This window comes from Pararhizobium sp. LjRoot235, from assembly GCF_964254145.1.
Taxonomy (GTDB): domain Bacteria; phylum Pseudomonadota; class Alphaproteobacteria; order Rhizobiales; family Rhizobiaceae; genus Pararhizobium.
Map to the genome: position 1 here is coordinate 1,522,412 of NZ_CAXUSP020000001.1, position 19,015 is coordinate 1,541,426.

Below are 19,015 nucleotides of genomic sequence, written 5' to 3' on the forward strand. Positions count from 1 at the left end.
CCTATCTGAGAAGGTCAATCGATGACGGATCTGTTGATCATCGGCGGCGGAATCATGGGGCTCTGGGCCGGCGTGATGGCCGAGCGGGCCGGATTGCGAACCCTGATTGTCGAGCGCAAGGCAATCGGCGCCGGGGCAAGCGGCGGCATGCTCGGCGCGCTCATGCCGCACATGCCGGATCGCTGGAGCGCCAAGAAGCAGTTCCAGTTCGACGCGCTCGTTTCTCTCGAGACGGAGATTGCGACGCTTGGGGCGGCGACGGGGCTCTCGGCAGGCTATCGCCGTTGCGGGCGTCTCATGCCTCTGGCGAAGCCGCATCTGCGCACGATCGCCCTTCGCCATGAACAGGATGCGATCGTCAACTGGCGTGCCGGCGACCGGCAATTCCACTGGCACGTCTGTGATCGACCCCCGGCTGAGGGGTGGTTGGATAGCGCTTTTGCCGAAAGCGGTATTGTGTTTGATACGCTGGCCGCCAGGGTCGCGCCGCGACCGTTCCTTGCCATGCTCTCGATATATTTGCGCCGGTCAAAACATATTCGGATCGAGGAGGGGCGGGACCTCGTTCATATCGATCCCATTGCAGGGCGCGCGGATTTTGCCAATGGGAGCACGGTTGCCTTCGGTGATTGCATCATCGCAAACGGTGTTGACGCATTCCCCTTCCTGGATGGTTTGGCGGGTCCGCCTGGTTCAAGCGGCACGGGCGTCAAGGGGCAGGCGGCATTGCTGAAAGCCGATATCGATCCGAGCCTGCCGGTCGTCTTCACCGATGGGCTTTACATTGTGCCACATGAAAACGGGATGGTCGCTGTCGGCAGCACCAGTGAAAACACCTTCGACGCACCTTTTTCAACGGACGAGCAACTTGATGCCCTGCTGGCTCGTGCGAGGGACCTTGTGCCGCGCATTCGCAACGCGCCAATCATCGAGCGCTGGGCAGGCGTGCGACCGAAGGCGATCGGACGCGATCCGATGGCCGGGCGGCATCCGGATCACCAACGCATCCACGCCCTGACCGGCGGGTTCAAGATCAGTTTCGGCATCGCACATCGGCTTGCTTCGGCCGTGATCGACGAAATCTGCGGCGAAACGGACGATGCGTTGCCCGCGTCGTTCCGCTGCCGGGCTCATTTCGATCTGTTGGTGTCGGAAAAGGCAAAGGCCCCGCAGTAGCGAGGCCGGAAGCAGTCCTGCTATTTGCCTACATCCAGTAGGGCGGGACGCCGTAATAGTCATAGACGCGGCGACCGTTTTCCTTGTTCCATTCATATTCGTCGTCGCCGTGGTACTTCGGTGCGTTCTCGACCTGCTCGCGCGTCAGATCCGTGCGATAGCCGCCGAGATTTTCATCGTAAGTGAGCTTGGCCCACGGTATGGGATAGTGATCCTCACCCATGCCGAGGAAACCGCCGAAAGCGAGAACGGCGTAGGAAACACGCCCGCTGCGCTTTTCGATGATGACGCGTTCGATCGACCCGATGTGCTTGCCATCCAGGCCGTAAACGCGGGTACCCTCGACCTTGTCGCTGGCGATCAGATCATGGGTTTCCCTGATGTCGGCGTCTTGAAGGTTGGTATCCTGGTAAGTCACGATTCTTCTCCGTTTTGGTACTACCGGGAACACAACGATGCATAAGCCGGTTGGTTCCGACAAAGTTTGCGGGCGCGAAAACTGGCGTTTTGTCGACTGAATTAACCCCTTACGGCCGTTTGGCAGTTCCAACACTTCGTCATTCTGTCACGCAAATCACGTAACCCGCTCGCATATTGAGTTGCAACGGAGCGGAGCCGATGCGGTACGCGATCTATTATACGCCGTCGATCTACGATCTCCTGTCGGTCGCAGCGGCAAGCTGGCTTGGCCGCAACGTCTATTCCGGCGAAGCTCCGGAAGCGCCGTCGATTGCCGGCTTCAGCCGGCAGGAGCTGGCTTTCCATACGGCCGTGCCGCGCCGCTATGGGTTTCACGGCACCATCAAGGCGCCGTTCCGACTTCATTCGGAGACCAGCGAGGCGGCGTTGCTGAAAGCCATGATGCATTTTGCCAGCACCGTGACGCCGTTTGAAATTCCTCGCATGGAAATCGCAAGGCTTGGCGAGTTCTACGGCTTGGCGCCCTCGGCCCCGTGTGAGCAGATGAACCATCTTGCCGCCTCGGTCGTCCAGACGTTCGACACGTTCCGTGCGCCGCTGAGTGACGCGGAGATCGAACGGCGGGATCCGGACCGTCTGACAGCGCCGCAGTTCTCCAATCTGCATCGCTGGGGCTACCCTCATGTGATGGATGAGTTTCGGTTTCACATGATGCTGACGGGACCGATACATCCCAATCTCAACGCCCGGTTCGAAGGGGCGCTTCGCGACTATTTCGAACCTTTGCTGAACGAGCCCTTGAAGATTTCCAGCCTTGCACTCTTTATCGAGCCGGAGGCCGGCGCGCCGCTCCGTGTCCATTCACAGCACCCGCTCGGAAAAATCTCTGCGCATCGGCCTGCCACGGCGCGGGTGAGTGCGACGGCGATATCGGACGCGCCGCGCGGATCCGGAACCAAGGCGGCGCTCGCGGCTCGCCTTCTGCAGGCGAATTGCTGAATGGGTGTTGCAGTTGACGCAATAGCGTGTTCCCGCCTTGGATAGACTGCGATTTTCGCCATTTTGACTTCGATTTTCCGTCCACGGATGCTACCGTTCCGGCAAATTCGAAGGGTGATTTGATGGCAGAGCAATCCTATCCGCGTGATCTCATCGGCTACGGCCGCAATCCTCCGCAGGTCCGGTGGCCGGGCGATGCGCGCATCGCGGTGCAGTTCGTGGTCAACTACGAGGAAGGCGGCGAAAGTAGCATTCTCGACGGCGACAAGGCGTCCGAATCGCTGCTGTCGGAAATCGTCGGCGCGCACCCCTGGCCCGGCCAGCGCAATCTCAACATGGAGTCGATCTACGAATACGGCGCCCGTGCCGGCTTCTGGCGGCTCTGGCGGATGTTCACCAGCCGCAATGTCGATGTGACCGTCTATGGTGTGACGCTCGCCATGGCGCGCAATCCCGAAGCGGTCGCCGCCATGAAGGAAGCGGGCTGGGAGATCGCCAGCCATGGCTATCGCTGGCTGGAATACAAGGATTTTCCGGAAGAAGAAGAGCGCAGACACATCCGCGAAGCCGTGCGTCTGCACAAGGAACTGACCGGTTCGCATCCGCTCGGCCTCTATCAGGGCAAGCCGTCGAACAACACATTGAAACTTGTTCTGGAGGAGGGCGGCTTCGTCTATTCCTCCGACAGCTATGCCGATGAACTGCCCTATTGGGTTCCCGGCCTCACCAAAGACAAGCCGCATCTGATCATCCCCTACACGCTCGATGCCAATGACATGCGTTTTGCGACACCGCAGGGCTTCAATTCCGGTGACCAGTTCTTCGCCTATCTGAAGGACACCTTCGACGTGCTCTATGCGGAGGGCAAGGAGGGCAGGCCGAAGATGATGAATGTCGGCCTTCACTGTCGTCTTGTCGGTCGCCCCGGCCGGGCAGCGGCCTTGGCCCGCTTCATTGATTATGTCTTGAGCCATGAGAAGGTGTGGATCCCCAAGCGCATCGATATCGCCCGGCACTGGTACGAGCATCACAAGCCGGAGGGCGGATTGTGATGAACGCGCGGGAAAACTTCGTCGCGCGGTTCGGCGGCGTCTTCGAGCATTCTCCCTGGGTGGCGGAGCGCGCTTTCGACAAGAATCCGCGGGTGACGTTGACGGCCGAGGGTGTGCATGCCGCGCTCGTTGCGGCCTTCCGTGCCGCCGCGGATGGTGAGCGCCTTGGCGTTCTGCGCGCCCATCCGGATCTTGCGGGGAAGCTGGCGATTGCCGGCGAACTGACGGACGACTCGAAAGCCGAGCAGGCCTCTGCGGGTCTCGACCGGCTCAGCCCTTCGGAACACGCCCGTTTCACCGAACTGAACACGACCTATACGAAGAAGTTCGGTTTTCCCTTCATCATCGCAGTCAAGGGGCTCAGCAAGGACGATATTCTGTCTGCCTTCGAAAGGCGGATTGACAATGACCGGCAAGAGGAATTTGAGACGGCTTCAGCGCAGGTCGAGAAGATTGCGCTGTTGCGTTTGCATTCCATGCTTCCGGGAGAAGACAATGCCTGACATTACGCCGTCACGCAGTTTTGCGGCGGGATCGATAGACTGATGCCACATCTGTTGACGATTGAGCCTCTGACGCGGGCCGCTTTTGCTCCCTTTGGCACGGTCATTGAAGCGGACCCGGCATCCATGCGCCTGATCAACGGCGGCTCGACCGAGCGGTTTCACGCGCTTGCCCATGTCGATGTGGCGGGCGAAGATGCCCGCGTGATCATCAATATTTTTCGCGGCCAGCCGCGCAGCTTCCCCTACAGCCTGACGATGATGGAGCGTCATCCACTCGGTTCGCAGAGCTTTTCGCCGATTGGCGGCAGTCCATGGCTCGCCGTCGTTGCGCCGGATGACGGCGGGAGGCCGGGTTTTCCACGCGTTTTCCGCGCAACGGGGAGCCAGGGCATTAACTATGGCCGCAACGTCTGGCATCATCCTCTGATGGCCGTCGGCACGGTCAGCGATTTCCTGGTTGTCGATCGTGAAGGTCCGGGCAACAATCTGGTCGAAGTCTTTTACGACGAGCCCTTTATCATTCCGAACCCTCTGTGAGCGCGAGCATATCCCTATGAGCAAGTCCGGCCGCCTGACAACCCACGTCCTCGATACCGCGCTCGGCAAACCGGCACAGGGCCTGAAGATCGATCTGTTCGCCATCGAGGGAGAGACTCGCCGCCTGTTGCGCGCGGTCAAAACCAACAGCGACGGCCGGGTCGATGGGCCAATGCTCGACGGAGAGGCGTTCAGGATTGGCACCTACGAACTGGTTTTTCATGCAGGCGATTATCTGCGCGCGACGGGCGCCAGCCTGCCGGAACCGGCCTTCCTCGATCTCATTCCGCTACGCTTCGGCATTGCCGATGCGGCAAGCCACTACCACGTGCCGTTGCTGCTTTCGCCGTTCAGCTACTCGACCTATCGAGGGAGTTGAAGTTACTCCGCAATCACATCCCGGTTGATATCCTTGATATCCCGTTTGCCGCAGAGCGCCATGGTGATGTCGAGTTCCTTGCGGATGATGTTGAGCGCAAGCGTGACGCCCGCCTTGCCGCCGGCGCCAAGGCCGTAGAGGAAGGGGCGGCCGATATAGGTGCCCTTGGCGCCAAGCGCGATCGCTTTCAACACATCCTGACCGGAGCGGATACCGCCGTCCATATGGACCTCGATCGTGTCGCCGACCGCATCGACAATTTTCGGAAGCATACTGATGGAGGAGGGGGCGCCGTCGAGTTGGCGGCCGCCGTGATTGGAGACGATGATGGCGTCGGCGCCGGTTCGTGCCGCCATCTTCGCGTCCTCGACGTCGAGGATCCCTTTAAGGATTAGCGGCCCGCCCCACATCTCCTTGATCTCAGCCACATTTTCCCATGAAAGCCGCGGATCAAACTGCTCCGCCGTCCAGACTGAAAGCGAGGACAAATCCGAAACGTTCTTGGCGTGGCCGACGATGTTGCCGAAGCTTCGGCGTTTGGTCTGCAACATCTGCATGCACCAGAGCGGCCGCGTCGCCATCTGCCAGATGTGTTTTGGCGTGAACTTTGGAGGCGCTGACAGGCCGTTGCGCAGGTCCTTGTGGCGCTGGCCGAGGATCTGCAGGTCGAGCGTCAGCACCAGCGCCGAGCATTTTGCCGCCTTGGCGCGGTCGATCAGGTTCTTGACGAAGTCGCGGTCGCGCATGACGTAGAGCTGGAACCAGAAAGGCTTGGTCGTGACGGAGGCGACATCTTCGATCGAGCAGATGCTCATCGTCGACAGCGTGAAGGGCACGCCGAATTCCTCTGCTGCCTGCGCCGCCAGCATCTCGCCATCGGCATGCTGCATGCCGGTCAGGCCGGTCGGCGAAAGCGCCAACGGCATAGAGACCTTCTGGCCGATCATGGTGCTTTCCAGCGACCGGTTGGTCATATCGACCAGCACCCGCTGGCGCAGCCTGATCTTGGAAAAATCCTCCTCGTTGGCGCGGTACGTTCCCTCGGTCCAGGCGCCGCTATCGGCATAATCGAAGAACATCTTCGGAACGCGGCGCTTGGCTGCGGCTTTGAGATCGCGGATTTCGAGGATTTTGGACATGGCGCGGGTTTCCATCTCAAGGGACGGTTCGGCCATACCATGTTTCGCGAACTGTTGTTAAGAGTTGGATCGGCAAGAGGTAAAATAAATTTACCTCTTTTGTCTCTCGACTTTCAGTCGTGTGCCGCAATTTGCCCGTTGGCCGTCGCATGAACCTCGCGCGCCCGGGGCGGCCTGGCAAGGCGCCGCCGGAATGTGCCTGGCTTCGTGCCGAACCGGTCATGGAAGGCTTCATAAAAACGCGAGAGCGACCCGAAACCCGCCTCGAAGGCGACGCTCGTGATCGGCAGGTCTGTGGAAATGAGCAGCGACTGGGCGGTATCGAGGCGGTGGCGGACGATCGATTGGTTGATGGTCATGCCGACAGTGCGCTTGAAGATGCCCATGGCATAGTTCGGATGCAGACCGACATCGCGTCCCACATCCTCGGCGGTGATGTTTTCCAAGGCGTGTTCGGTGATGAAGCGCATCATCCGCTCGACATGGAACATGCGGTTCGCGTCCTGATGCTCGAAAGAGGCTATGGCTGATCCCTGCTCGCGCAGGTCGCGCCAGCCTTCGCGGTCGAGGCGGCGCACGCGGGCGCCCAGCTCCTCGCGGACGATCTGTTCCAGTTCGTCGTCTCCGGACAGAAGCTCCTCACGCCAGCGCATGAAGATGTCGCGGTCGTAGGGGCGGATATCGAGTGCCTCGATCATGGCTCCGCGGAAGACCGCGTCGCGGAACCGGCTAAGGCTTGGAAGAGCCAGGAAAACAGACATCGGCACATAGAAGCAGAGGAATAGGGTCGGCTCTTTCAGGTCAGTTACCTGATGCGGGATCATGCCCCAGAACAAGCAAAGCTGCCCCTTTGAGATGCTGAGTTCGCGCCCGTCGAACCAATAGGTCATCTCGCCTTCGAGCACGAAATTGAACTCGATCTGGCTGTGCATATGCGGGCCTTCCATGCGCCGCACAATCATGTTTTCGCCAGCGCAGAAACGGTGATCATCAAAAACAACCAGCGGATGCGCCGGGTCGCGTTCTGGGTGAACCGGCGTTGCGCCGAGCCTGTTCACGAGTTTCGGGCGCCGCTTCATTTCATATCCTGCTGATGTTAGAAAACCGGAAGTTTACGTCGAAATGTCGGAAGAAGATTGCGGGTTTCGGCAGCAAGGTCAAGCCGCTCCTGCGGGAAAGAGGAACAGGATAGACCGCAGAACACACCGGACCACACGCTGATCCTTGGGAGGATATTATGATTTCTTTTAAAGCCGCTACCGGGCTCGTGCTCGGCTATGCGCTCACCATGTCCGCCGCCTTTGCAGGCGAACTCGTCATCAATTCCGACCAGTCCGATCCGGCGCCGAAGAAGGCGATGGAAACGTTGCTCGAAGGCTTCAAGGCGGCCAATCCGGACGTCACCGTCAAGTGGAACAATTTCGACCACGAAGGCTACAAGTCGGCGATCCGCAACTTCCTGACTGCCGACGCGCCCGATGTCGTTTCCTGGTATTCCGGCAATCGCATGGCCCCCTTCGTCAAGGCCGGCCTGTTCGAGGATGTCACCGGCCTCTGGACCGAAAACAAGCTGGACGATCAGTTGAAATCCGCCGTCAAGTCGATGGAAATCGACGGCAAGAAATGGGGCATCCCCTATTCCTACTATCAGTGGGGCATCTACTACCGGAAGGACATCTTCGCCGAGCAGGGCATCACGCCACCGAAGAACTGGGCCGAACTGGTCGCCGCCTGCGAAAAGATCAAGGCAGCCGGCATGACGCCGTTTGCGATCGGCACCAAGGCGCTGTGGCCGACAGGTGGCTGGTTTGACTATCTCGACCTGCGCGTCAACGGTTACGAGTTCCACATGGACCTCACCGCCGGCAAGGTTCCCTACACCGATCCGAAGGTGAAGGCCGTTTTCGAGAAATGGGCCGAGCTGGTCAAGCCCGGCTACTTCCTCGAAAACCACGCCGCGATCGACTGGCAGGACGCCATTCCGCAGTTCGTCCAAGGCAAGGCACCGATGTACCTGATGGGCAACTTCGCCGTTGCCGCGATGAAGGATGGCGGATTGAAAGAGGACCAGATCGGCTTCCTGCAGTTCCCGGAAATCACCGCCGGCATCCCGATGGCGGAAGATGCGCCGACCGAATCCTTCCACATCCCATCGGGTGCGAAGAACAAGGAAGATGCCCGCAAGTTCCTCGCCTATCTGGCAACGCCTGAGGCTCAGACCAAGATGAACGAGGTTCTCGGCCAGCTTCCGGTCAACAACCAATCCGCCAAGTCTGAAGATCCGTTCCTGAAGGCCGGGTTTGAAATGCTGGCAAATGCCTATGCGCTTGCCCAGTTCTACGACCGCGACGCCCCGGCTGAAATGGCCAAGGCCGGCATGGAAGGCTTCCAGCAGTTCATGGTCAAGCCGGACAATATCGACGCGATCCTCGAACGCCTCGAAAAGGCACGCGGCCGCATCTACAAGTAATCTTCAAATCGGCACCAGCCCCTCAGCCGCCCTGTCGGGCACCTTCTCCCCGCAGGCGGGGAGAAGGGAGAAGCGGCAAACTCTATTGTCCCCTCTCCCCGCCTGCGGGGAGAGGGCTAGGGTGAGGGGCAGATACCGGACTGCGGTCGATTGTTTTCAAACTACTTCAACAAAGGGCAGCGATGAGCAGCACCGTTTCCGCGACATCCGGTTTCTGGAAGCGCAACCAGCAGCGCCTTGCGCCCTGGCTGTTCCTCGCGCCCGGCATGATCATGTTTTCGATCTATGTGATCATTCCGATCTTCCAGTCGATCTGGATCAGCTTCTACGACTGGGACGGGCTTGGCCCGAAAACCTGGATTGGCGTCGCCAACTACGCCGAGCTTCTCGACGATGAAGCGTTCTACACCTCGCTGAAAAACAACATCCTGTGGCTGGTGCTCTACCTGCTTGCGGTTCCCGCCGGCCTTGCCGTGGCGCTGTTCCTCAACCAGACGGTCGCCGGCATCCGGCTCTACAAGTCGATGTTCTTCTTTCCCTTCGTCATCAGCCAGGTCGTCGTCGGCCTGATCTTCACCTGGTTCTACGCGCCGGATTTCGGCCTTCTCTCGGCGCTGATCAAGACACTGACCGGCCAAAGCATCGCCATCCTGGCGGACGAGCGCTACGTCACGCTCGGCATTATCGCCGCAGGCCTCTGGCCGCAGATCGCCTATTGCATGATCCTCTACCTGACCGGTCTCAACAACATCAACCCGGAGCAGGTGGAGGCCGCGCGCATGGATGGCGCGAGGGGCTGGTCGCTGCTGTGGCACATCATCCTGCCGCAGCTCGGGCCCGCCACCTTCATCGCCATCGTCGTCACCGTCATCGGTGCGCTGCGCTCCTTCGATCTGGTCTCGATCATGACCGATGGCGGGCCTTACGGGTCGAGCCGCGTGCTGTCGTTCTACATGTATGAGCAGGCGCTGTCGGAATACGGCTACCGCATGGGCTACGGTGCGGCGATCGCCGTTGTCCTCTTCATGATCATGATGGTTTTCATCACCCTGTTCATCGTGCGCATGCTGATGCGGGAAAGGCACGCCTGATGTTTCCGACCCCTGTCCAGAAGGCTTCCCCCTGGGTACGCCATGCCTATACGATCATCCTGCCGATCGCATTGATCGTCTGGCTGCTGCCTTTGATCGGCGTTGCCATCACCTCGGTCCGGCCGTCCGCGGATCTGGCCGCCGGAAACTATTTCGGCATGCCCTCGCGCTTCGCCGGAATCGACAACTATACGGCGGTCTTCAGGGATTCGCCGATTGGCTGGTACATCCTCAACTCCTTCAAGGTGACGATCCCAACGGTGATCGGTGCGGTCGGGCTCGCCTGCCTGACGGGTTTTGCCTTGGCGGTCTACAAGTTCCGCGCCAATCTTCTGATCTTCTTCCTGTTCGTCGCCGGCAACTTCATCCCGTTCCAGATTCTCATGGTGCCGGTGCGCGACATGACTCTGAAGGCGGGGCTCTATGACAGCATCTCCGGCCTCGTGCTTTTCCATATCGCGTTCCAGACCGGCTTCTGCACGTTGTTCATGCGCAATTTCATCACGTCTCTGCCCTTTGCGCTGATCGAGTCCGCCCGTGTCGAAGGTGTCAGCGAATGGCGGATCTTCCGCTATATCGTCCTTCCCCTGATGCGTCCGGCGATCGCCGCCCTTTCGGTGCTGGTCTTCACCTTCATCTGGAACGATTATTTCTGGGCGACTGTTCTGGTGCAGGGGCAGCACGCCATGCCGGTGACGGCCGGGCTTTATTCGCTGAACGGCCAGTGGATCGCCGCCTGGCATCTGGTGTCGGCCGGCTCGATCGTTGCCGCGATGCCGCCGGTCCTGATGTTCTTCCTGATGCAGAGACATTTCATCGCCGGGCTGACGCTGGGAGCGACCAAGGGATGATCGCTGCATTTTCTACATTTCAACATTCATTGAAAGGCAGGGCCAATGGCTGACGTCATGCTCCGCAATGTCACCAAGCAGTTCGGCTCGGTCAGCGTCATCAAGGGCGTCGATTTTTCCATCGCCGACGGCGAGTTCTGCGTCTTCGTCGGCCCCTCCGGCTGCGGCAAGTCTACGCTGCTGCGGATGATTGCCGGACTTGAGGAAATCTCCTCGGGCGAACTCAAGATCGGCGGCAAGGACATGACCCACGTAGGCCCGTCCGATCGCGGCGTGGCGATGGTGTTCCAGTCTTATGCGCTCTATCCGCACATGACGGTCGCCGACAATATCGGCTTCGGGCTGCGCATGACCGGCCATGAGAAGGCTGAGATCGAAAAGCGCATGCAGCGCGCCGCCAAGATGCTGCAGCTCGAGCCGCTGCTCACCCGCAAGCCGTCGCAGCTTTCCGGCGGCCAGCGCCAGCGCGTCGCCATCGGCCGCGCCATCGTGCGCAATCCGGAAGTCTTTCTGTTCGACGAGCCGCTGTCGAACCTCGATGCCGCGCTGCGGGTGCAGATGCGCACCGAGATCAGCACGCTGCACCAGGATCTCAAGGCGACGATGATCTATGTCACCCATGATCAGGTGGAAGCCATGACCATGGCCGACAAGATCGTGGTCCTCAGTGCCGGGTCGATCGAGCAGATCGGCTCGCCGCTGGAACTCTATCACCGGCCGAAGAACATCTTCGTTGCAGGCTTCATCGGCTCGCCGAAAATGAATTTTTTGAAGGCGACGGCGTCACCCGCCGGTGATCAGATCCGCGTCACCTTGACGGGCGATGTCGATATCCTGCTGCCAGCCGGCAGCACCCGCGTCAGCGAAGGGCAGGGCGTGACGCTCGGCATTCGCCCCGAACACATCGATGCCGACGGTCGGGACGGCTCCATTCTGCCGGCGAAGCTCAGGCTTGCCGAATATCTCGGCTCCGAAACCATGTTCTATGTGAGCCTCGGTGACGGCACCGACATCGCCGTCAAGGCCGACGGACTGGCGACAGCACATCCAGGCGCGGATTTCCGCATCGGCATTCCGCCGAAGGCCTGCCACCTCTTCGACGACCAAGGCGTCGCTATCATCAACGGGGATCTGACGAAATAATGTTGGGCGTTTGCTATTATCCGGAACACTGGCCAGAAGCGTGGTGGGCGAAAGACGCCGGCCGTATGCGGGCCATAGGCATTTCCTTCGTGCGCATCGGCGAATTCGCCTGGTCACGGCTGGAGCCGAAGCGGGGCGAGTTCGATTTCGCATGGCTCGACCGTGCCATGGATACGCTGGGTGCCGCCGGGCTGAAGGTCGTGCTTGGCACGCCGACGGCGACGCCGCCGAAATGGCTGATGGACGAATATCCCGAGATCGCGCCAGTCGATCAGAACGGCCACGTCCGCGGTTTCGGCTCGCGCCGGCACTATACCTTCTCCTCAGAAGTCTGGTGGCGGGAAAGCGCGCGCATCGTCGAGATCATCGCGAAGCGCTATGGCGAACATCCGGCGCTGAATGGCTGGCAGACGGACAACGAATATGGCTGCCACGAAACGACCCAATCCTGGGGACCGGAAGACCTGAAGGCGTTCCGCCGTTGGCTGAGACTGCGCTACCAGTCGACCGATCAACTCAACGACGCCTGGGGCAATGTCTTCTGGTCGATGGAGGTGGCGAGCTTCGAGGATGTCGTGCTGCCGAACCTGACCGTCACCGAAACCAATCCGGCAGCGCGGCTTGATTTCTGGCGCTTCCAGTCCGGACAGGTGGCTGCGTACGACAAGATGCAGTGCGAGATCATCCGCAAGCATTCGCCGGGCCGCTGGATCACCCATAATTTCATGGGCTTCGTCAACGATTTCGATCACTGGAAGGTCGGCGAGAACCTCGATCTCGCCTCGTGGGATAGCTATCCGATCGGCTATGTCGAGAAGTTTCCCTTCAGCCAGGAAGAGAGGAACCGTTGGGCGGAAACCTCCCATCCCGACATCGCGCCATTCCACCACGATCTTTACCGCGGCGTCGGCCGTGGCCGCTTCTGGGTCATGGAACAGCAGCCCGGACCGGTGAACTGGGCGCCATGGAATCCGGTGCCGAAGCCCGGCATGGTGCGGCTGTGGACCTGGGAAGCGCTGGCGCACGGCGCCGAAGTTGTCAGCTATTTTCGCTGGCGGCAGGCGCCGTTCGCGCAGGAACAGATGCATGCGGGCCTCAACCTGCCGGGCTCGGACGAACTGTCGGCTGGCGGCCGCGAAGCCGAAATTGTCGGGCGCGAGATCATCGAAACCGGCGAGTTGCCGGCAACCGAGCAGGCGCCTGTCGCGATCGTCTATGACTACGAGACCTATTGGGCGACTGTCATCCAGCCGCAGGGCAGGGACTTCCAGTATCACGACCTGGCCTTCCGCTGGTACGAGGCGGTGCGCAAGCTCGGTCTCAACGTCGACTTCGTGCCCCCGGGCGCGCCGCTCGATGGTTACAAGCTGGTGCTCGTTCCGTCGCTGATGATGGTCTCGGAAGCCGCCCTGCAGGCCTTCGGCGCCGCCGAGGGCATTGTGCTCTATGGCCCGCGCTCCGGCTCGCGCACGCGCCGGTTTGCCATTCCGGAAAACCTGCCGCCCGGCCCGCTTACTGCGCTGACAGGCGTTCGGGTCACCCAGGTGTCATCGCTGCGTCCAGGGCTGGACGATGCAGCATCAGGGGCTGTCTCCGGAGCCGCCATCCGCTGGCGGGAATATGTCGAAACGGAAGGCGATGTGCTCGCGACGTTCATCAATGGCGATCCGGCGCTGACAGCCAAGGGCGGGCATCACTATCTCGCCTGCTGGCCGGATCAGGAATTGCTGCAGCGGACGCTGACTTATCTGGCGGCGAAGGCCGGGCTAGACACGGTTGCGCTTCCGGATCATATCCGGCTCCGCAAGCGCGGCGGGGTGACGTTTGCGTTTAATTACGGGACGGAGGTCTGGACGAGCCCCGCCCATGGCACGCTGGTTCTCGGCGAGGCTGACGTGAAGCCGCAGGCGGTTGCGGCTTGGAAAGGGTAGGCAGTCGGTGTTATTCCCCTTGCGCTTTGGCAAATCGGCGGATTAAAAATCGCGCATAGGATGAGTGAATGAGAGCCAGCTTGAGGCAAAAAATCGTGGAAGTCTGCGATCGCAAAATTGCGGATAAAGGTCCGGGCGTCGGACTCTCCTTCTACGCTTTCTTCGCGAACAAAAATGATGACCCCGAATTGCTGATGGAGGCTGCTGACTGGTGGATCCGTACGCATAAGTTGGATCATTTCGAGAAGGCTGTGAAGATCAAGGTGATGGTGGAGGAGATGGGTTTCGGATCCTGACCGCGGAACGATCCCCACTTAAAAGCCCCCTTTTTTCCAACCATTCGACGGAGAAGGCCTCAGCGAGGCGCAGATCGGAAGTCTCGAGCCGTTCAGGCCGAGACTGCTGAACTTATGCGGGCATCTGCGGGCGCAAAAACAATCCGGCCCGCCGCCGATCTTGTCAGGGTATAAAAGACAACCGAGACGTTGGTGATGCCGTCGCGGGTGAGGGATCGCCGAGGGTCACCACCCCGGAGCTTCGCTCCGACCCTCCCCCTCGAGGGGAGGGTGTTTTCAAAGCCCAGCCTTCGCCGCCCTACCCGCCACATAGGTCTCGGCAATCGCCCGGTCGTCACCCATGGTTTGCAACAGGAAAAGCTCGTCAGCGAGTGAATTGACCACTTCGGCCTTCAGCGCCATGGCCGGCGTCGCCGCCATGTCGAGCACGATAAAATCAGCATCCATTCCAGGTTCGAGCGTACCGATCTTGTCTTCGAGCGATAGAGCCAGCGCGTTGCCGAGTGTCATGTAGTAGAAACTCTCCAACGGGTTCAGCCGTTCGCCCTGCAATTGCTGGATCTTGTAGGCCTCGTCCAGGGTGCGCAGCATCGAATAGCTCGAGCCGCCGCCGATATCGGTGGCGACGGCAACGCGCACAGGTTTCTCGCGGTTGACCAGCTTTTTCAGCGGGAACAGACCGGAGCCGAGAAAAAGATTGGAGGTCGGGCAGTGGACGGCGACCGAGCCGGTCTCGCTCATGGCGTCCATCTCGCGCGCCGACAGATGGATGCAGTGGCCGAATAAGGTTTTCGGGCCAAGCAGGCCGTAGCGGGCGTAGACATCGGTGTAGTCGGCGGCTTCAGGGTAGAGCGAGCAGGTGAAATCGATCTCTTCGCGGTTTTCCGAGAGATGCGTCTGGATGTGAAGATCGGGAAATTCGCGCACTAGTGCTTGTGCCGCTGACATCTGCTCGGGCGTCGAGGTGATGGCGAAGCGCGGGGTGATCGCCACGTGGTTGCGGCCCCTGCCATGCCATTCGGCGATCACCGCCCGGGTCTCGTCGTAGGCCGTCTCAGGCGTGTCGAGCAGCCCTTGCGGCGCGTTGCGGTCCATCATCACTTTGCCGGCGACCATGCGCATGTTGCGGCGCAGCGCCTCGGCGAAGAAGGCATCGGCGGAGGTCTTGTGCACCGAGCAATAGGCGACCGCCGTGGTCGTGCCGTGGCGCACCATCTCGTCGAAGAAATGTGTCGCGATACGCTCAGCATGCGCCGTCTCGACGAAGCGGCATTCCTCCGGGAAGGTATAGGTGTTCAGCCATTCGAGCAGATTGGCTGCATAGGAGCCGATCACCTGCATCTGCGGGAAATGCAGATGCGTGTCGATCAAGCCGGGCAGGATGAGGTGGGGCCGGTGATCGATTTCCACCGCGTCATCGGGCGCCTGCGCCTTCACGGCGTCATAAGCGCCGCTCGCGAGGATGACGCCGTCTTCGACCAACAGGGCGCCATCCGGCTCGTAGGCATAGGCGTCCTTGTCCTCCAGGCCCGCGGGGGCGTGCTTGAAACTCAGCGTGCGTCCGCGAATGAGGGTCGCTGTCATTCTGTCTTGCCTTCTAAAACCGAGCTTTCGAACCACGCCGTCAGCAGCTTGCGCTCGTCATTGGTCATGTCGGTAACATTGCCCGGCGGCATGGCGTGGCTGCGCCCGGCCTGGAGGTAGATTTCGCGGGCGTGGGCTGCGATCTCCGCATCGTTTTCGAACGTCACGCCTTTGGGCGCCTGGTTGATGCCGTCATAGACCGGTTCTGCAGAATGGCACATGGAGCAGCGCGTGGAAACGGCATCTTTCACCGCCGGGAAATGCGCGTTGGAGGCAAACCGTTGAAACGTCGGCGATACGTCTGCCGATTGTTCGCCGCTCAGAACCTTTGGCACTGTCGATAGCCACATGATCAGGATGAAGATCAAAAGCGTGACCAGCCATGTCCAGGTCGGTTTGCCCTTGCGGGCATGGGTCGTGTTGAACCAGTGGCGGATGGTGACGCCCATCAGGAAGACCAGTGCCGCGATCACCCAGTTATACGCGGTCGCGAAGGCGAGCGGGTAGTGGTTGGACAGCATGAAGAAGATGACCGGCAGCGTCAGGTAGTTGTTGTGCAGCGAGCGCTGCTTGGCAATGACGCCGTATTTCGGGTCGGGCGTGCGTCCGGCGATCAGATCAGCGACGACGACACGCTGGTTCGGCATGATGATGAAGAAGACGTTGGCCGACATGATCGTCGCGGTGAAGGCGCCGAGATGCAGGAAGGCGGCACGGCCGGTGAAGACCTGTGTATAGCCCCAGGCCATGAGGACCAGCGCAACATAGAGGATACCCATCAGCGTCCAGGTGTTCTTGCCGAGCGGTGATTTGCACAGAAGATCATAGAAGATCCAGCCGATACCGAGCGAGGCGAGCGAGATCAGGATCGCCGTGGTCGCGGAAATATCAAGCACATGCCGGTCGATCAGGAACAGGTCGGCGCCGCCGTAATAGACCAGACAGAGCAGGGCAAAGCCGGAAAGCCAGGTGACGTAGCTCTCCCATTTGAACCAGGTGAGATGTTCCGGCATGGCTGCTGGCGCAACGAGGTATTTCTGGATGTGATAGAAGCCGCCGCCATGCACCTGCCATTCCTCGCCATAGGCGCCGGCGGGCAGATGATCGCGTTTCACGAGGCCAAGATCGAGCGCAATGAAATAGAAGGAAGAGCCGATCCAGGCGATGGCGGTGATGACATGCAGCCAGCGGACGGCAAAGGCCAGCCATTCCCAGGCTATGGCGAATTCATACATACAGGTCCCCTTTCGTCCTCCGCCGCGCCACCTTGCGAAAAAACGAAGGCCGGGGGAAGAGGGCGATTTCGTCGTCAAGTGCTATTTGCGCAAGCTGTTCGTCTCTGGATCGAGTTCGCCGAGAATCCAGTCGCGGAAGGTGCGGATTTTTGGCGTGTTGCGGCGCGCATGCGGATAGGCAAGCCAATAGTCATGTCCGTCGCTGCAGCGCAGTTCGAAGGGCTGATAGAGCCGGCCGAGCGCTACGTCGTCCATGTAGAATTCCGGCGTCAGGATCGCGACGCCCTGTCCGGCAACTGCCGCGCGTGCCTCGAAGGTCTGTGCGCCGAGCCTGCTCGTCGGCCGGCCATCAAGGTCCGGGTCGTGGATGCCGGCGGCTTCGAACCAGAGCCGCCACCACGGGTCGCCGGCGTCGATGATCCTCAGTTTCAGGAGATCGCGTGGTTCGTGAATGCCGCCGATCGTCTCGGCGAGCGCCGGGCTCAGCATCGGCGTGAACTGGATGCCCATCAATGCATGGCTGTCGAGCCCGGGCCAGACGCCGGTGCCGGACCGGATGGCAAGGTCAGCCGATTCCGTTGCGAAATCGATCAATTTGTCGCTGGTTGTGAGGCGCACGGCGATGGTGGGGTGAGCGAGCTGAAAGGAGCCGATATTGCGGGCGAGCCATTGTGAGGCGAATGTCGCCGTCGAACTGATCAGCAATGCGCTATCCACATCGCCCCGCGCCGACAGAACGGCCTCCTGCAGCATTTCGAAGGCTTCGGTGACGCGGGGCGCCAATCGCTGGCCAACCTCCGTCAGCGTGATCTGCCGCGGTCGCCGTAGGAACAACGGTTCGCCGACATTCTCCTCGATCAACTTGATCTGATAGCTGACCGCCGTCTGGGTCATGCCGAGTTCTTCGCCCGCGCGGGTGAAACTGCCGAGCCGAGCCGCGGCTTCAAAGACGCGAAGCGCGTTCAACGGGAACTGTTTCGACATTTTCATGGATAAGTTCTCTTGATGCATGCAGACGGTTGTTCGATTGGAATTTGAGCACGTTTGCGCGCATGCTGCAATCACATTCACAGAAACACAGGGTGCCATCATGGATTGCCAAGCAATTGAAAAATTTGAATCTATGCCGCGATCTCGGCCCGGAGGAGGGCGTTCTATGCTGGCGAGGATGCTGCGCGGTCTTCGGCCTGGCTACCCGAAACTTGATCTCGAAGTGATGTCAGATTACATGAAACGAGACATCGGTTTCATGGACGGGCGCAACCTACGCCCCGATTAGAGCCTGCCGAAGACTGGCGCGGCGGTTTGTTCGACGCGGGGCCTGCGGCGCAGGCCCGCGGGGGGAAGCGGCGCATGTGCTGATCCGCAATAGCCCGCATCAGTTGCGCTTACGCCTCTCCAAGGCGACAAGAATCTCAGCCGATGTCATGGCGGCGATGACGGCAGGACGTTTGTCACTGACAGCCTTGCCGCCGATCGGCAGCACCAGCCTGCCGATTGCGTCATCGCCCAAACCCTCTTTTCGTGCCCAGCTTGCGAAGGTGGCGCGCTTGGCTTTCGAGCCGATCATGCCGACATAGGCGAGATCGTCGCGTGCCAGCGCTTCCCTGGCGATCAGGAAATCGAGCGCGTGGTCGTGGGTGAGGATGACAACGGCCGAGCCCGGCGCGATATCTTTGACCATCGCTTCCGGAATGGCGACCAGCCGATGGCTGGCACCGGCTGACATGAGGTCGAGCTCGCTCTTTCGCGTTTCCACGGCATAGGTCTTCAGCGGCAACAGCAACAGGGCATCGGCCAGCGCCCGGCCGACATGGCCGGCACCGAACAGCCAGACTTCCGGCAGCGACTCCAGCCGCTTCTTCAACCTTGCGTCAAGCGCTGCGCGGGAGGCCTCATCGCCTATACGGAACGATAAGATCACGCGGCCGCCGCAGCACTGGCCGATATCGGGACCGAGCGGAATATCCATCTCGAGCTGGTCACTGACGCCCGCAAGAAGGGCCCGGGCATTGTCGATCGCCAGATGTTCCATCTGCCCGCCGCCGATTGTTCCATGCGTGTCCGTCGGCGAAACCAGCATGAAGGCGCCCGTCTCGCGTGGCGTCGAGCCGAAGGTCTGCTTGATCTCGACAATGACCAGCTTGTATTGGCGCTCAAGGAAGGCTTCGAGGCTGTCGGCGGTATAGTTCATTTCAATTGCTCT

At 60.5% G+C, this 19,015-nt stretch carries 19 protein-coding genes; 12 read left to right on the plus strand and 7 right to left on the minus strand.

The features are described from left to right. Positions 1-21: 21 nt before the first annotated feature. Positions 22-1,176, plus strand: coding sequence for an NAD(P)/FAD-dependent oxidoreductase (locus tag ACSQ2Z_RS07250; RefSeq protein WP_436080566.1), 1,155 nt, complete (start codon positions 22-24; stop codon positions 1,174-1,176). Positions 1,177-1,204: 28 nt separating this feature from the next. Here ACSQ2Z_RS07250 and ACSQ2Z_RS07255 read toward each other — a convergent pair whose 3' ends face one another. Beyond that, positions 1,205-1,594: a PRC-barrel domain-containing protein gene (locus ACSQ2Z_RS07255; protein WP_436080567.1), complete on the minus strand. Its 390-nt coding sequence runs from the start codon at positions 1,592-1,594 to the stop codon at positions 1,205-1,207. A 200-nt stretch (positions 1,595-1,794) separates the two neighbouring features. Between ACSQ2Z_RS07255 and ACSQ2Z_RS07260 the strand changes: the two genes are divergently transcribed. The 5 genes from ACSQ2Z_RS07260 (at position 1,795) to uraH (ending at position 5,069) form a co-directional block, all read left to right on the plus strand. Next, positions 1,795-2,595 (plus strand): DUF1045 domain-containing protein, encoded by an 801-nt coding sequence (locus ACSQ2Z_RS07260; RefSeq protein WP_436080568.1) that lies wholly within the window; start codon positions 1,795-1,797, stop codon positions 2,593-2,595. A gap of 122 nt (positions 2,596-2,717) precedes the next feature. Continuing rightward, on the plus strand, positions 2,718-3,647 hold the full coding sequence (gene puuE, locus ACSQ2Z_RS07265; RefSeq protein ID WP_436080569.1) for an allantoinase PuuE: 930 nt from the start codon (positions 2,718-2,720) through the stop codon (positions 3,645-3,647). Beyond that, complete coding sequence (uraD, locus tag ACSQ2Z_RS07270) at positions 3,647-4,150, plus strand: 2-oxo-4-hydroxy-4-carboxy-5-ureidoimidazoline decarboxylase (protein WP_436080570.1); 504 nt, start codon at positions 3,647-3,649, stop codon at positions 4,148-4,150. The genes puuE and uraD overlap by 1 nt, the downstream gene beginning before the upstream one ends. A gap of 42 nt (positions 4,151-4,192) precedes the next feature. After that, on the plus strand, positions 4,193-4,690 hold the full coding sequence (locus ACSQ2Z_RS07275) for an ureidoglycolate lyase (protein WP_436080571.1): 498 nt from the start codon (positions 4,193-4,195) through the stop codon (positions 4,688-4,690). A gap of 16 nt (positions 4,691-4,706) precedes the next feature. After that, positions 4,707-5,069, plus strand: a complete 363-nt coding sequence (gene uraH, locus ACSQ2Z_RS07280) for a hydroxyisourate hydrolase (protein ID WP_436080572.1) — start codon at positions 4,707-4,709, stop codon at positions 5,067-5,069. A 2-nt stretch (positions 5,070-5,071) separates the two neighbouring features. Here the strand turns inward: uraH and ACSQ2Z_RS07285 are convergent, their stop codons facing one another. After that, a complete protein-coding gene (locus tag ACSQ2Z_RS07285; RefSeq protein ID WP_436080573.1) occupies positions 5,072-6,208 on the minus strand; it encodes an alpha-hydroxy acid oxidase in 1,137 nt (378 codons plus the stop codon). Between the two features lie 113 nt (positions 6,209-6,321). Continuing rightward, the gene (locus tag ACSQ2Z_RS07290) at positions 6,322-7,287 is read right to left on the minus strand and encodes a helix-turn-helix domain-containing protein (RefSeq protein ID WP_436080574.1); all 966 of its coding nucleotides are present in this window, start codon (positions 7,285-7,287) and stop codon (positions 6,322-6,324) included. Between the two features lie 158 nt (positions 7,288-7,445). Between ACSQ2Z_RS07290 and ACSQ2Z_RS07295 the strand changes: the two genes are divergently transcribed. The 6 genes from ACSQ2Z_RS07295 (at position 7,446) to ACSQ2Z_RS07320 (ending at position 13,990) form a co-directional block, all read left to right on the plus strand. Beyond that, complete coding sequence (locus tag ACSQ2Z_RS07295) at positions 7,446-8,678, plus strand: ABC transporter substrate-binding protein (RefSeq protein WP_436080575.1); 1,233 nt, start codon at positions 7,446-7,448, stop codon at positions 8,676-8,678. 182 nt (positions 8,679-8,860) lie between these two features. Continuing rightward, the gene (locus ACSQ2Z_RS07300; RefSeq protein WP_436080576.1) at positions 8,861-9,769 is read left to right on the plus strand and encodes a carbohydrate ABC transporter permease; all 909 of its coding nucleotides are present in this window, start codon (positions 8,861-8,863) and stop codon (positions 9,767-9,769) included. After that, on the plus strand, positions 9,769-10,620 hold the full coding sequence (locus ACSQ2Z_RS07305) for a carbohydrate ABC transporter permease (protein ID WP_436080577.1): 852 nt from the start codon (positions 9,769-9,771) through the stop codon (positions 10,618-10,620). The genes ACSQ2Z_RS07300 and ACSQ2Z_RS07305 overlap by 1 nt, the downstream gene beginning before the upstream one ends. A 45-nt stretch (positions 10,621-10,665) precedes the next feature. Beyond that, on the plus strand, positions 10,666-11,763 hold the full coding sequence (locus tag ACSQ2Z_RS07310; RefSeq protein ID WP_436080578.1) for an ABC transporter ATP-binding protein: 1,098 nt from the start codon (positions 10,666-10,668) through the stop codon (positions 11,761-11,763). Beyond that, the gene (locus tag ACSQ2Z_RS07315) at positions 11,763-13,694 is read left to right on the plus strand and encodes a beta-galactosidase (RefSeq protein ID WP_436080579.1); all 1,932 of its coding nucleotides are present in this window, start codon (positions 11,763-11,765) and stop codon (positions 13,692-13,694) included. The genes ACSQ2Z_RS07310 and ACSQ2Z_RS07315 overlap by 1 nt, the downstream gene beginning before the upstream one ends. 68 nt (positions 13,695-13,762) lie before the next feature. Beyond that, complete coding sequence (locus tag ACSQ2Z_RS07320) at positions 13,763-13,990, plus strand: DUF6500 family protein (RefSeq protein ID WP_436080580.1); 228 nt, start codon at positions 13,763-13,765, stop codon at positions 13,988-13,990. Positions 13,991-14,266: 276 nt separating this feature from the next. Here the strand turns inward: ACSQ2Z_RS07320 and guaD are convergent, their stop codons facing one another. The 4 genes from guaD to xdhC form a co-directional block, all read right to left on the minus strand. After that, on the minus strand, positions 14,267-15,574 hold the full coding sequence (guaD, locus tag ACSQ2Z_RS07325; RefSeq protein WP_436080581.1) for a guanine deaminase: 1,308 nt from the start codon (positions 15,572-15,574) through the stop codon (positions 14,267-14,269). Next, on the minus strand, positions 15,571-16,809 hold the full coding sequence (gene puuD / locus ACSQ2Z_RS07330) for a urate hydroxylase PuuD (protein WP_436080582.1): 1,239 nt from the start codon (positions 16,807-16,809) through the stop codon (positions 15,571-15,573). The genes guaD and puuD overlap by 4 nt, the downstream gene beginning before the upstream one ends. Before the next feature lie 81 nt (positions 16,810-16,890). Next, on the minus strand, positions 16,891-17,799 hold the full coding sequence (locus ACSQ2Z_RS07335) for a LysR substrate-binding domain-containing protein (protein ID WP_436080583.1): 909 nt from the start codon (positions 17,797-17,799) through the stop codon (positions 16,891-16,893). Between the two features lie 388 nt (positions 17,800-18,187). Then, positions 18,188-19,003, minus strand: a complete 816-nt coding sequence (gene xdhC, locus ACSQ2Z_RS07340) for a xanthine dehydrogenase accessory protein XdhC (RefSeq protein WP_436080584.1) — start codon at positions 19,001-19,003, stop codon at positions 18,188-18,190. Between the last annotated feature and the right edge of the window lie 12 nt (positions 19,004-19,015).